Source organism: Paenibacillus montanisoli (assembly GCF_003268025.1).
GTDB lineage: Bacteria > Bacillota > Bacilli > Paenibacillales > Paenibacillaceae > Paenibacillus_Z > Paenibacillus_Z montanisoli.
The window spans coordinates 613697-628527 of sequence record NZ_QLUW01000001.1 but is presented as its reverse complement, the minus strand read 5'-3'; the positions used below and the strand labels follow the sequence as shown (position 1 = coordinate 628527).

At 48.0% G+C, this 14831-nt stretch carries 10 protein-coding genes; 2 read left to right on the top strand and 8 right to left on the bottom strand.

What is annotated here, in order from left to right; genetic code table 11:
- Window positions 1-22 precede the first annotated feature (22 nt).
- From DL346_RS02815 to DL346_RS02790, 6 genes are all read right to left on the bottom strand, one after another.
- Window positions 23-1630, bottom strand: a complete 1608-nt coding sequence (locus DL346_RS02815; protein ID WP_165822347.1) for a type 2 periplasmic-binding domain-containing protein — start codon at window positions 1628-1630, stop codon at window positions 23-25.
- 237 nt (window positions 1631-1867) lie between these two features.
- Entirely contained in the window at window positions 1868-4135 is a 2268-nt protein-coding gene (locus DL346_RS02810) for a helix-turn-helix domain-containing protein (RefSeq protein ID WP_112880552.1), read from the bottom strand.
- Between the two features lie 825 nt (window positions 4136-4960).
- Window positions 4961-6442 carry an L-arabinose isomerase gene (araA, locus tag DL346_RS02805; protein ID WP_112880551.1) on the bottom strand — a complete coding sequence of 494 codons (1482 nt, stop codon included), beginning with the start codon at window positions 6440-6442 and terminating at the stop codon, window positions 4961-4963.
- 2 nt (window positions 6443-6444) lie between these two features.
- Window positions 6445-8070, bottom strand: coding sequence for a xylulokinase (locus DL346_RS02800; protein ID WP_112880550.1), 1626 nt, complete (start codon window positions 8068-8070; stop codon window positions 6445-6447).
- 21 nt (window positions 8071-8091) lie between these two features.
- On the bottom strand, window positions 8092-8784 hold the full coding sequence (gene araD / locus DL346_RS02795; protein ID WP_112881751.1) for an L-ribulose-5-phosphate 4-epimerase: 693 nt from the start codon (window positions 8782-8784) through the stop codon (window positions 8092-8094).
- 87 nt (window positions 8785-8871) lie between these two features.
- On the bottom strand, window positions 8872-9972 hold the full coding sequence (locus DL346_RS02790; RefSeq protein ID WP_112880549.1) for a GntR family transcriptional regulator: 1101 nt from the start codon (window positions 9970-9972) through the stop codon (window positions 8872-8874).
- Window positions 9973-10197: 225 nt separating this feature from the next.
- On the opposite strand from DL346_RS02790, the gene DL346_RS02785 reads away from it, so the two are divergent.
- Both DL346_RS02785 and DL346_RS02780 read left to right on the top strand, forming a co-directional pair.
- Window positions 10198-11190 carry a ketoacyl-ACP synthase III gene (locus DL346_RS02785; RefSeq protein ID WP_112880548.1) on the top strand — a complete coding sequence of 331 codons (993 nt, stop codon included), beginning with the start codon at window positions 10198-10200 and terminating at the stop codon, window positions 11188-11190.
- Between the two features lie 130 nt (window positions 11191-11320).
- Window positions 11321-12241: a J domain-containing protein gene (locus DL346_RS02780; RefSeq protein WP_112880547.1), complete on the top strand. Its 921-nt coding sequence runs from the start codon at window positions 11321-11323 to the stop codon at window positions 12239-12241.
- Between the two features lie 82 nt (window positions 12242-12323).
- Here DL346_RS02780 and DL346_RS02775 read toward each other — a convergent pair whose 3' ends face one another.
- Together DL346_RS02775 and DL346_RS02770 are read right to left on the bottom strand one after the other, a co-directional pair.
- On the bottom strand, window positions 12324-13466 hold the full coding sequence (locus tag DL346_RS02775; protein WP_112880546.1) for a sn-glycerol-1-phosphate dehydrogenase: 1143 nt from the start codon (window positions 13464-13466) through the stop codon (window positions 12324-12326).
- 381 nt (window positions 13467-13847) lie between these two features.
- Window positions 13848-14816 (bottom strand): phosphotransferase enzyme family protein, encoded by a 969-nt coding sequence (locus tag DL346_RS02770; protein ID WP_112880545.1) that lies wholly within the window; start codon window positions 14814-14816, stop codon window positions 13848-13850.
- Window positions 14817-14831 lie beyond the last annotated feature (15 nt).

The window sequence follows — 14831 nt, the reverse complement described above, 5'->3', positions numbered from 1 at the left end:
AAGGAGATCTCTGACAGTTTAATTATTTCTTTCCGTACATCTTGTTGACGGCTTCCGTTACTTCGTTACCGCCAGCGTGTCTCCAAGCTTCAATCAAGGTATCGTAATAGCTGATATCTTCAACACCCATGATAATTTTTGTATAACCCTCAATCAGCAGGTCATCGAGTGTGGTACCGTAATCAAGCATGGCCTGTGGCATTGCACCCCATACCTTGGTTTTTTTGATTTGATCATTGTCAACATGAGAGATTCCCAGGACGAGTGATGCTGTTTCATGACCCATCTGAAGATAACGGCCTAAACCAACCAAATCTCCCCCATTCTTCCACTTCAAGATTTCATTGTAGAACAACACCGCGTTTCCTGATCCAAGATTCTCTTTACCTGTAATGATCGAAGAAGATACATCCTTGATGTCTTGATAATGGGCGAACTCAACCTTGAACGGACCGGTGATATGGTGCATGTCATTGGTGTTAAAGGGCAGGACTTCCTCAAGGGTCATGGTTCCGTTGCCAATGGAGTCATCCAGAACATCAATGTATGTGTTTATCAGCTCGACAAGCACCTCGGGGTGTTCATAGCCCTTACGGACAACACTGTATACGCTGTTGCTGAATTGTCTTGGATAAAGGATTTTATCGCTATCTACACTGGGCAGGTTCATGGACACAAAGTAGGTGCCATCTCCTTCATTCTTAACCATGTCTGCACCAACTTGCCAGCCAGCCCAGTTTTGCTGTGCATATGTACCGACTTCTCCATTATATGCATCCCGCAGCATGGCAGCGCTGTCCATTGTGGCAAAGTCCTTATTGATATAGCCTTTTTTATACCATTCAGCCCATTTGGCAAGAGCATTTTTCGTCTCTGGCAAGGTTGCACCATAGACGATTTTACCGTCGGGGCCATCCACCCAGATCTTGGGATAAGCGTGGAATGAACTAGCCATTTCGAAGAATGCACCGAGGGTTTTATCGAGCATGGTACCGAATTTAGCACCATTGTTCGTTTTAAACGCCTCCATCATGTTCTCAAAATCCTCAATAGTTTTGACTTCTTTAATGCCGTTCCCCTCTAACCAGTCTTTTCTTGCCCATAGGAACGAAGTAGAAGTTTCATCACCATAGTGCAGTCTGGGTATAGCCATTAGCTTACCATCATGCATGGCAGTTTCAACGATGTCCCGGTTTGGTTCAATCATCTCTTTAAGAGATGGTGAGGCATATTGCTCGTAAGAACTCGTTAAATCCTCAAGCATTCCAGCTTCCATAAGCTGGTTGAGTTGTACTATGTTTACCGTGAACATATCTGGCAATTCGCCGGATGCAATCGCAAGGTTGATCTTTGTGTCGTACTCAGTCGTTACCCAATCCACTTCCACATCAATATTGAATTTTTCCTTGAACAATTTGGTCCAAAGATTATTGGAATAATCCTCGCCTGGTGCGAACTTAGCGTTTACAATCTCAGGAAGTCCCACGCTAACCTTGATGGGTCCTTGTTTCGTAGTATTATCCTCGGCTTCTTGTTTCGTAGTATCCTTGGGTTCCTCGGAGCTTGAACATGCTGCGACTGAAATTATAAGGGCAATTGCCAATACAATTCCAAGTACACGTTTGTACATTCTTCTTCCTCCCTTTAAGAACATTTTTTGTAACCGCTTTCAAAATGAACTCTTGAACCACTTTAAAACGTTGAAACCGGCGCCTTCAATCAAACTATACGATTCATTTATAAAATGGTAAACAAACACTTTTTACTGGTTTTCATTATTTGTAATGCTCTCTATACATCCAATTTACATTCATTTCTTGCTAACATACAATTTTTGTCCTCTGCACAAACATTGGGTTTATCTATATTACTTCATGATATTCCTATATGCTCCTGGTGTAATACCTTCATATTGTTTAAATACTCTTGTAAAACTTACAGTACTTATATATCCTACCTCAGTAGAAATTTCCCTTATGTTCGTATTCGTATTTACCAATAACTCCTTAGCCTTATCAATTCTTATCATATGCAAAAACTTTAAAGGTCCAATTCCAGTTGCTTTCTTAAAAGACTTTGATAAATAGGGTACGTCTATTTGAAATTCATCAGCAATCTTGGAAACATTAAGCTCCTGCACACTATAATGCTCTTTGATATAAGACATAACCTTTTTATGAATTTCTTCCCTCTTATAAGGATCATCCCTCTTAAAATACACCTCGATTCGATCCATCATTTCATCAATTTCATGTTTCAACTCACTTAAAGATTCACATTGTAGTAAACGATCGATAAGCTGAACATTTTGAATAAACTCTTCCCCATGCGATTTCTTCAGTTCTTTCAGGGCAATTATAAGAGAATTAATAATGCTATACATTCTGCATTTGGCTAGTTGTAATGAAGGCATATCATTAATGAACCATTCCTGTATGATGGTATTAAATACCCTTTTAGCGTTATCGTAATCCATAACTAAAACATAGTTGATAAACTGATGCTCATCATGAAGTAAATGATTGTGATGATTCGTATTATTATATCGCTGCAAATCACTATACGATAAAACTTCACTTCGGCCCATCAAAATATGATATTCCATAACCTCTACAGCTTCTTTATAAGCTTGGGATATGCCAGAAAAACCTTTTTCATATTGACTAATAGCAACAGATAGGGAAATTCCGAACTTCTCCTGAGTGAATTTTTTAATCTGTTGTACAATAGCTTTTATATCTCTTTCCGAACCATGTAAATCTTCTTTCCCAATATCAACCAAACAAATACTATAGTCATCATCTTGTAGATAAAAACTTCGAAATTTTTCGTTTACCAATTCTTCCGCAATATTATGCACTACAAAATTAGCCATATCCAAGTTGTCCATATCTTCATCCTTACCAATATCATAAAATACCATTACCACATAAAAGTTATCATTGGAGATCTGAATGTCATATAATACAAGCATTTCCTCAACCCCGTCAAAGTGAAGCTTCCCCTTAACCAACTTAGTCATAAACTGGTTTCTTAACTTGTCCCGCTGTTTTGAGATTTGTACATGAATCACTTCTTTTTCTTTGAATACTTTTTCCAAAACATTTTTTATAAAATCATATTCGTTTTCTTCTCTAGTATAAGAATGCTTTATTTCACTCCTGATAAATTGGATTAATTTATTCATTGGTTTATAATTTCTATACGCAAAGAAATATGCAACGAAGCCTCCAAATAGCAAACACAAAAACAGGCATACATATATTACATTCTTTACTTGGTTTACCCTTCCGAAATATATATGTCGTGGTATAACCGATATATATTTCCATTGGGTAATATTTGATGAGACATGTGAAGTGACGTATTCTTTACTATTATTAGTCGATGTAAGATTATCGAAGTTTTCCTCATTTATTAAACCAAAAGAGTCGTATTTTTCTCCAAACAGAAACGCTCTATTATATTTATCAACAATCAAAATTTCATTTTCATCAATCCATTTTAATCCCTCGATCAAAGGATTTATTATCTTCTTATCGAAAACAACAATTAATTTTCCTGACATATTCTTTTTTCTGGGAATGGATAGAGACTCCATAAAAACAATTTCATTTTGTAAGTTATTATCCTTATATGGAATAAACCCAACTTCCTTTCCTTCCAACCATTGTCTGGTTAAAATAGGATTACTGGACAATTCAGCTTTATCCAGTGCATCCAATGGAATTTTCCCATTATCGTATAATATTATTTCGTTATTGCTAAAATAAATATATATCTCTTTAATTATGGGATTTGTTAGTTTATATTTTAGTAAATCCTTTTGTATCTGTGCCAAGTTGAAGATTTCGCCGGGCTTAAGGCTGGCACCATATTTCATGGCTATCTGGATTTTTTGATCCAAACCTATCTGAAGAAAAAGTTTGCTGACTTCGCTTAGTCTGTCATCCACAATTCGCTTAACTTGATTTAATGAATTATAGTGTGCTTTATCTATCTCCTCCTGGATGATCTTCACAGAAATAAAATAAGCAACAGTACTAATTATGATACTTATAAAGATAATTAAGAAGTATGAGAATAAATTCTTAAGGAACGTTTCATTCCTATTAGCCCGGTACTCTTTGTCCATATTTATATTCTACACCTCATCTTTTAAGCTAAGTGGATGCTCAGCAAATAGGCCACAAGATACACTACATCCTTTATTGGTGATGTGCCTTGCAGGATTTCATTCCATTCATGGTTTACTTTGGAAAAGTAACCTCAATGATATCCTGTACCAAGAGATATGATCATAACTTTGACAAATATACTATGGGTATTGCCGCCACTTTGCAGCTGGACCTATGGCTAATAATACTATGTACACTCTTTCATTTTTCTTATTTCGCTCTGCTTGAAGTCACCGCGCAGAAGATCTGCAACATTCTATATATAATACGCCTTTTCCATGAAATTCATCATATATCTGCTTCTTCGGCCTTTAAGAAATTCTGTTACAGGCCCATATTCCGGCGTAAAATTAGCATATTATTACCTTTTTTCACTTGACCGCCTCGCTTTCCTATAATTTTAGTAACGGCACAAATTCACTTAAAAATTCAGATCGAATCCAATGAAGTAAAACCGAGCGGTTTTAAACATTGGTTGAAATAATCCCTTAGCTTCTGATTCACTAAAACTGCTCCTCTTTGGACCAAAATTATCTGTGAATACTTGTTCGAGAATATACATCTGATCTCCTTTTTTAGCGAAAAATTACAATAAAATAGGCTCTCGCTTTATATGCAAGAGCCCTTTGATTATCTTCTCCCCTTCGCCATTAGGCGGATTGCGGGCGGAGATCATATGGGACTGACCCAGATGGACGAAACAAAGGCCACCCCTTTCGGAGTGGCCCGCGTCACCTAATAGTTAAGATAGAAGATCGAACAAAACACTTGATTCGTTAAGGCTACCCGTTTCTCCAAGCGGATTGGCTTAAACGAAGCTGATTAGGAAAACCGATCCGATCCGTACGCTCGTCAATGACGACGGCCTCAATGCCGAACATTTCGGCGAAGTCTACCATTTGTTCCGTCGTAACCTCATATGAGAATCCGGTATGATGCGCCCCGCCGGCCAAAATCCACGCCTCGACGCCATCCTTCAGATTCGGCAGCACCTGCCAGAGTACCCGTGCTACAGGCAGCTTAGGCATTACTTCCGCCACTTCCACAGCGTTCACTTTATTAACAAGCAGGCGGAAGCGATGGCCAAGATCGATGATGCTCGCATTAATCGCCGAACCGCTCCGACCGTTGAATACCATACGCGCCGGATCCGCTTTGCCGCCGATTCCGAGCGGATGGACCTCAATGCGTGGCTTGCCGTCCGCAATGGTCGGACAAATTTCCAACATATGAGCGCCCAAGACCAGCTCATTGCCCGGCTCTAGATGATACGTATAATCCTCCATGAAGGACGTACCTTTGCCGTCGGCCATAATTTTCATTAAACGTACGAGCGAAGCCGTTTTCCAATCCCCTTCGCCGCCAAACCCGTAACCATCGGCCATCAACCGTTGAACAGCCAAGCCAGGCAGTTGCTCTAATCCATGCAGGTCCTCGAAGGTCGTGGTGAACGCGGTGAACCCTCCCTCTTCGAGGAAACTTCGCATGGCCAGCTCAAGCCGCGCTTGATACGCAATGGCTTGCCGCTTCTCCTCCGTATCCGCCACCAACGTGTACTCTTGCTCGTACTGGGCAACCAGAACATCGACCGCTTCCTTCGAAACCTCTCTTACTCGCTGAGCCAAATCGCCGACACCGTACGTGTTAACCGACCATCCGAAGCGAATTTCCGCCTCTACCTTGTCGCCTTCCGTTACGGCAACCTGTCTCATATTGTCGCCGAAACGGGCTACTTTCAACGTCTTGCTCTCGCTGAAAGCAACTGCGGTTCTTTGCCAGCTGCCAATTTGGGATCGAACCGCGTTATTTTCCCAGTGACCGAATACGACTTTGCGTGAACGTCCCATTCGAGTCCCGATGAATCCATGCTCGCGATCGCCATGAGCGGCCTGGTTCGTGTTCATGAAATCCATGTCGATCGTGCTCCATGGAATTTCCCGGTTGTACTGCGTTGCGAAATGCAAATGCGGCTTGTTTAACTGCGCCAAGCCCGCAATCCACATTTTCGACGGAGAGAATGTGTGCATCCACGTAATGACCCCGGCGCATAACTCGTTGCTGCTGGCCTCGATCAATGTTTTTCGAATATCCTCCGGAGTGGTTAAAAGCGCCTTGAAAACAATTTTATAAGAGATGGACGGATCCAAATTCAACCCTTCTACCATCTCTTTAGAATGGGCTTCAACTTCCATAAGGGTTTCAACGCCGTAAAGATGCTGGCTCCCGGTTAAAAACCAAAACTCGTAAGGCTTCACGTTTAACATGTTCATGCCCCTTTCGTCCCGTTATTGTTCTCGTTTAGAAATTCTACTGCGGCTCTTTCGATCGCGAGCCCCTTGGTGTAGCGCTTCATGAAAGCTTCGAAACCTGCAGCGTCCTTAGGATCAGGCTGGACGGAAACCCCGGCTTTTCCTGCGAACACCTTTCTGTTCAAATACTCTTCCAACGGTTCTTGCTCCGCCCGGTTCATCATGAAAGAGGCCAACAAGGCAATCCCCCATGCTCCGCCCTCTCCGGCCGTTTCCATGACGGAAACCGGAACATTTAGCGCACCGGCCATGATCTTTTGCCCTACGCCCTCGGTTTTGAAGAAACCGCCATGACCTAAAATTTCGTCCAGCTTCACGGCTTCTTGTTTGAGCAGAATATCCATGCCGATACTCAAGGCTCCCAATGCCGTAAATAGATGAACGCGCATGAAATTAGCCAAATTAAAATTGCTTTCCGCGGAACGCACGAACAAAGGACGACCTTCTTCAAAATGCGTCATATGCTCACCCGACAGGTACCCGTAGGCCAACAATCCGCCGCAATCCGGATCGCCTTGAAGTGCCAGGTTATATAACGTTCCATATAACCGATTCGAATCCGCTTCCATTCCCATCGCCTTGGCGAATTGACCGAATAAGCCTACCCACTCGTTCAGATCCGAGGAGCAGTTATTGGAATGCGCCATCGCTACGAGGTTGCCGGAAGGGGTTGTGACGAGATCGATTTCTTCGTAGGCTTTGGACAATTCTTTCTCAAGAACGACCATCGCAAATACGGAGGTTCCGGCGGACACATTGCCAGTGCGTACCGCAACGCTATTGGTCGCAACCATGCCCGTTCCGGCATCTCCCTCCGGCGGACAAAGCGGAATGCCAGCTTGCAGCTCGCCCGTAACATCCAGCAGCTTCGCCCCTTCGATCGTAAGGGTGCCTGCGCTTTCGCCCGCGACCAGTACGGCGGGAAGAATATCCTCAAGCTGCCAAGGAAGGTTTTTGGACGCAATCAACTCATTGAACTGCTTCATCATGGAAGCATGATAATTCTTCGTATGAATATCGATCGGAAATACGCCGGAAGCTTCGCCTACGCCCATGACCTTCTGACCTGTCAATTTCCAATGGATGTACCCGGCCAGCGTGGTCTGGAAACGAATCTTCGCTACATGCTCTTCCTGGTTTAAGATCGCTTGATAGAGATGCGCGATGCTCCAACGCTGCGGAATATGGAAGTTAAACAACCCGCTTAGCGCTTCCGAAGCCTGCTCGGTAATATTATTTCGCCATGTCCGGAAAGGGGTGAGCAGTTCGCCGGATTCGTCGAAAACCATATAGCCATGCATCATGCCGCTGAATCCGATCGCTCCGATCGTCTGCAGGGTTACGCCATATTGCCGCTTCACATCGTTTGCCATCTTCTGATAGCTGTCTTGTAAGCCCTTCCAAATATCCTCTAAGCTATAAGTCCAGATATGGTTCGCGTAGCTGTTCTCCCAGTCATGGCTGCCGGATGCGATAGGCGTATGATCAGGTCCAATAAGCACTGCTTTGATTCGAGTTGAACCGAATTCGATGCCGAGTACGGTTCTGCCGTTCTGAATATCGCTTTTCACGTCATGACTCACGAGTATCCCTCCATTGTGATTCTACTTCGTCTGGCCGTAGTACGCGCTTGCGCCGTGTTTGCGTAAAAAATGCTTATCAAGCAGCGTCTGATCCATCGGTCCGATTCCCGGATTCAGGGCAAAGGTATGCAGCGCCATCTTCGCGACCTCTTCCAGCACGACGGCATTATGTACAGCCTCATGAGGGTCTTTGCCCCAATTGAATGGCGCATGGCTGTTCACAAGCACGCTTGGCACTTGAGTCGGATCAAGCTCCTTGAACGTTTCCACGATCACATTGCCTGTTTCCCGCTCATATCCATTCTCGATTTCCTCGCGTGTCATCGCTCTGGTAACCGGGATTTCTCCGTAAAAATAGTCCGCATGCGTCGTTCCCAGCGCCGGTATCGGCCGCCCCGCTTGCGCCCAGCTTGTAGCCCATGGAGAATGCGTATGCACAATGCCGCCGACTTTCGGGAACGCTTTATACAGAACGAGATGCGTAGGCGTATCGGATGAAGGCTTCAGCTCCCCTTCCACCTTGTTGCCCTCGAGATCAACGACAACCAGGTCATCGAGCTTAAGCTTCTCGTATGGCACCCCGCTCGGCTTGATGACCACAAGACCTCTATCCCTATCAATACCACTGACATTGCCCCAAGTAAACGTAACGAGACCATACTTCGGCAAATCAAGATTGGCTTCCAAAACCTCTTGCTTTAACCGTTCAAGCAACATGATCATCCTTTCGTACAACTTTTCGTTCTAACTTGAATTATAAACTTGTACGTACAAATATTCTAGATCATTTTTTTGAATTTGTTAGGATAACTTCCGGGTGGATTCCCTAATGACCAAATCAGGCTTGTACATTTTGGATGCGGGGACGGACGCTCCGCCGCTCGAAATGAGCTCAAACAGCATTTGTGCTGCATCCTCGCCCATTTTCTCCTTCGGATGAGTCAGCGTCGTCAGTTTTACCTCTGTTGCCGTAGCAAGGGAAGAATCGTCGAAACCGATGATCGATACGTCGTTTGGAACAGAAAGCCCCAGCTTTCGGATGACTTCGAGAAGCTGCAGAGCTAGCATGTCATTGTAACAGACAAGCGCCGTCGGACGCTCTCCCTCGGGACGTCCCAACAGTCTCTCCGCTGCCGCAACCGGTTTCTCCGCTTTCTCTTCCGTCCGATAAGAGGTGACGAAGTCTGGGTGAAGCGAATGACCTTCGCTCTGGTGCGCCCGCATAAACCCTTTCAATCGGAGCAGCCCTTGTTGATCGTCCGTTTTGAAAAAACCCGCAATTCTGCGATGACCTAGCTTTAGCAGATGACCGGCAGCTAAATTCCCTCCTTCTTCGTCGTCAATAACGAGACAAGGACAGCTGATTTCAGGATATTTTGCATTTATCATAACATAGGGGATGCGCCGGTTATTGAGTGCCAGAAAGTAGTCTAGGTTGGGGTTGCCCTCCGCGCTCTTGGTCGGTTCAATAATCAAACCGCTAAGCGGCTGGCTCGTCAGCATCGAGAGGCTGTCCCGTTCCTTGCCCTTATCGTTGTCCGTACTGGAGAGCAGCAAGCTATATCCCTTGGCGCGTATAGCTGCCTCCGCTCCTCGAACAATATTCGGGAAGATGTAATCGGAAATATACGTCGTCACTAAGCCGATTGACTGCACATCCAGACGATTCTCGCTCCTCCGGGGTTCAGCCGCAAAAGTACCCTTCCCTTGAATCCGGTAAAGTCTTCCCTCCTGCTCCAACTCGCCGAGCGTTTGCCGGACGGTCTGCCGGCTAAGCCCAAATTGCTCGGCAATCTCGTTCTCGGACGGCATCTGCTCATTGGGCTGAAGCTTCCCTACATCCAGCCAATTCAATATTTCTTTCTTTAGCTGTGCGTATTTGGGCAACGCCCTCTCTTTCATACGCTCGCCCCCTTGCTAGCTTAAATGTGCACTTGTATGTGCTACTAAGTATAGCACCACATAAACTTGTATGCACATGTTTCATTTGTCGTATAATTATTACAGCTGAATCCAAAATATCTATATACGCCACCCATTGACTGTTCCAACATTTTAAACTAAACTAGAATTAATTAGTACCTGATACTAGTACCAGATACCATATAATAAAGGAGTTGACCGTCCATGCAGAATGAATCCCTCCGCTCGGTTGCCGCCATTACGGCGTTCGGCGCCTATGTCCCCGACCGCGTTCTTTCGAATCATGATTTGGAAGCCATGGTGGACACGAGCGATGAATGGATCTTTCAGCGTACCGGCATTAAAGAAAGGCGAATCGCGTCGGAGGAGCAGTATTGCAGCGACATGTGCTTTGGCGCCGTGCGCGACCTTCAGCTTCGCTACGGCGTCGTGCTCGAGGACGTCGATTATGTGCTAGTCGCCACGACGACCCCCGACACGTTCTTCCCGAGCATGTCGGCGCGCGTGCAGGCGGAGTTCGGAATCACGCAGTGCGGCGCAGCCGATATCCAGGCCGCATGCGCCGGCTTCGTATCCGCGCTCCAGCTGGCAAACGGTCTCTTGCTCTCCGGCATTTATCATAAAATTCTTGTCATCGGCGCGGAAACGCTGTCCAAAGCGACGGACTATACCGACCGCACGACTTGCATCCTTTTCGGTGACGGGGCTGGCGCAGCCCTTGTCGAGCGAAGCGAAGAAGGCGCGTTTGTCGCTTCTTACTCGGCGACGAACGGCTTGGACGGACGACATCTGTACCGCTCCAGCCTCGCCCCTTCCATCGGCGCCCAGCCGATTCAGCAGAACGGCTTCATCGTGCAGAATGGCCGCGAGGTCTACCGCTGGGCGGTAACGACGGTACCGAAGGGCATTCAGGCGCTGCTGAGCCGCAGCGGCTACGCCGTCGAAGAGATCGACTGGTTCGTTCCGCACAGCGCCAATATGCGGATCGTCGAATCGATCTGCGAACGGACTGGCATTCCGCTTGAAAAAGCGTTGACCAGCATGAAGCAATTCGGCAACACCTCGGCGGCATCGATTCCGCTTGCGCTCGATCTGGCAATCAAGGAAGGCCGAATCCGCACCGGCGATCTCGTGCTCCTGTACGGCTTCGGAGGCGGTCTGACCGAATCCGCGCTGCTGCTTCGATGGACGCTGTAAGCATCTATTCGCCCTTGCCATAAAGTACATGGCGAGGGCCGTTTTGTTTTATTTTGTCGAATAGGGGCAAACGAAGTATAATACAACTATCACGATTACAAGATTAAGAGAAAGCGAAGGTAGCCCGCTTATGAATCTGAAACAGGCCTATGAGTTGCTTGGCCTTCCTGAAGGCGCAGCGAAGGAAGAAGTGGAGAAACGCTATTTTATTATGATCCGCCGAGAACGAGGGAGCAAGCAGCGCGAAGCGTCCGAGCAAGCCGATGCGCAGGGCGTCAACATCGATGATATCAATCGGGCGTACAAATTGATTTTGGAAATGGAAGACAAGAAGACGACCGAGCAGTTCAACGAAGCCAACTACGGCAAATATAAGGCGATGGGGCCGCTGGTCCAGAAAACGGAGCATTTTTTCAGCTATTATAAGTTCCATGTGCTTGGCGCCATTGCGGTTATTCTCATCATCATCTTCGGAACGAAAGCGTATATCGACCACCGCCACGAGCAAGCGGAGCTGGCGAAGCTTCCGCCCATCGATGTAAGCGTCTCCTTCTTCGGCGAATACTTCAGCTCGGACGGCACCTACCCGATGTCCGACCTGAAGCCGCTCGAGAACCGGTTCGTCTCGCAGTTCCCGGATTGGAAGCGCGTGCAGGTGTTCTTTACGTACGTGCCTTCGCAGATGAACAGCCAACAGGATACCGCCATGATTCAGAAAAGCATCATCGACCTCATGATGAACAAGGCCGATGTCTATATTATGGATAAGGAAAATTTCCTTAAGCTTGCGCAGGACGGCTCGCTCGTTCCGCTAGACGGCAGCAACGAAAGCAAGCTTGGCACAGGCTTCAAGCCGGAGCTGGCGTTGAAAGCAGCGACGGAGGATGTGCCGGAGCAGCATGTGTACGGCGTCGATATTTCGGCAAGCCCGATGCTGGAAGGAATGCCGGTTATCGGCAAAGAGTACATCGCCGGCATTCGCATCAACGGCGAGAAGCGCGACAACGCATTTAAGTTTATCGCCAAGTACTTGGACCCTGCGGCAAAATAATCAAAAGGGCAGTGCCTGAACGTCAGCTTGACTGACTTTCGGTACTGCCCTTTTTGCTGCGCTTCTTTTTCTTTCACACTCGCTAGCCTTCGCCGCCCGCTTGCAGCACAAGATGCTTCAGACCGGTATACCGGTCCCGCAGCTTGTGGGCTTCGCTCATCGCCTCGGCGATGAGCGCCTCCGATAAGCCGATGTCCGCCGGATCGGCCGGTCCACCCGCGTCGCGCAGCCAGGTCCGCAGCTGATCCGGCTGCGGCAGCCCACCGTAGATCCCGGGATACGCCTCGGCGAGCCGTTCCCGGTACAGTCCGGCAAGCAGCACCGAGGCGACGCCCACCTTGGCGCCGTGAAGCAGCTGCCTGCGGCCTTCCTTCAAATACGCCATCTCGAAGTGATGCGAGAGATGATGCTCCCCTCCCGACGCGGGCCGCGAATGGCCGACGAGCAGCATCGACCAGCCGGACAGCAGCAGCGCCTCCATGAGGACGGCAACCCCTTCTTGGGAGCATGTTGATATATCGCATGCGAACTCTATGCACTTGGCGAGCGCTTGCTCCGTCAGATCATAAGCGAGCGGACAGAACGGCTCTCCGGCCAGCTCGCTTGAAAATTTCCAATCGGCAAGCGACGTAAACTTGCCAAGCATGTCCGCGAAGCCGGCCGCCGTCAGCCGTTGCGGCGCCGCGGCAAGCACCTCCAGATCCGCGAAAATGGCGCATGGCGCAATGGCGGGAACGGTGATTTTCACCCCGTCCACGATGATCGGCGCGCCGACCGAAGTGAAGCCGTCTACCGATGCCGCCGTCGGCACCGAGATGAAATCCCGCCCCGTCTGGCAGCAGACGAACCGCACGATATCATGGATCGTACCCGAGCCCACGGCGATCAGCGCCTGAACTTGCAGCGGGGCATCCAGCATCAGCCGCACAATGGTCCGCTCATCCGCAATTACATCGCCTTGGCTGTTCGGCGCAAGCGTGCAAACCCGGTAAGCCGCTCCCGCCGTTTCCATATGCCCGGCCAGCTGCTTCCCCGCCGCCTCCCATGTATTCGCATCAACGACAAGAACGACTTCGCCGTAACCTTTCTCCTGCAAGAAAGGAGCAATCTCTCGCAGCGCTCCTGCCTGCAGCAAGCTTTCCATCACGATCGGCGCATGCTTCACGCCGTCCGGCCTTGCCGCTGCCGCAGCATTCACTTCCGCCAATGCCAATTGAATGTTCATCGCTTACCAGCTCCCATGAATAGGTTAAACTTTACAAAATTTTTAAGACCAAATAACTGATTTTCTGTCATATTTCTATAAAATTACAGGAGAATAGTCCCGCTTATCGGTATAATGCTAGACCGGAGGCGATGTTCCGATGCTTCTAGCATCTGAAATGGTCGTCCTTACCAGTATACATAGAAATGGAGAAAAAGGGTCATGAAATTCTTTACGCAATTTTCACTGCGCAACCCGGTAGCCATCGTGCTGCTGGTCATCTTGGTCGCAGCGGGCGGAGTCTATTCCGCATCGCGGGCCGAAAGAGCCGCGTAATGCACAAACAAACCCGCCTTCCTTACCGGAGGCGGGTTTTCTACATTTCGGCAAAGCATTCATGTCTTAAAACGCGTCAAACACGTCTTTCCCCGCCACAAAGTCCTTCGCCAGCGTTCCGCAAATTCTCGCCGCATGGTCCTTGATCCAGCCGCCGCGTTCCGCATCCTGTATGAACATGGAATAAGAGATGAAAATATCCCATAATATTTGCCCTTCGACGAACCGGATATCCGTCGCGGAGAACGGCGCTTTGGAAGCGTACCCGTCCAGCAAGGCTCTTCGAGCCTCCCCTTTAAACAGCGTAGCCGCACTGCCCACGTCAAACAGATAGTAGCCGTTCCCATAGAGGCAGTAATCGATAAAGACCGGATTTCCATTCGCCACGACGACATTGCCCCGCTGAAAGTCCGCATGAATCAGCCCCCATGCACGATCTCTCTCGTCAAGCTCATGCATTTGCAGTTTCACGATGCCGAGTACGTCCCGAATGAGCGTGAATTGCTCCTCGCTGTATACGCCCGCTTCCACCCCGTACGCCAATTTGCCCAGCGCATCATCGATCCGCTCCGCCCCATAGCTCGGACGAGCCTCATTCTTCGCTCCGGCACCCCGTGAAAACCCGTGAAAATCCGCTAGATTTCCCCCCAGCCGGTAAGCGACCTGTTCGGTGTAGGCCTCATCAAGCGTGGCTCCTTCAATCCATTCAAGCATCGTTGCGCAGACTGTTCCCAGCTCCTCCGAACGATATTCCGTCACATACTCGCCGTTGCGATTGGCGACCGGCTTCTGCGCTTGCAGGATGTCTTGCCGATGCAGCCAGCGGAGCAGCGTCATTTCGGCCTGCAGTCCTTCGCGCGTATGCTGAATGCCCGAGAGCCCTCCAGTCACGGATTTGTGAATACGCAGCAAGTAGCTTTTGCCGCTCAATGGCTCCGTAACCTTGTAGGTTATGTTCTCGTTATGCCGGATGAAGCTAAGGGTAGGCTCTTGAATCGGGTAGTATGCCGCCGCTTGCTCTGCATGATGAAGCATGGTTTATTCCTCCGT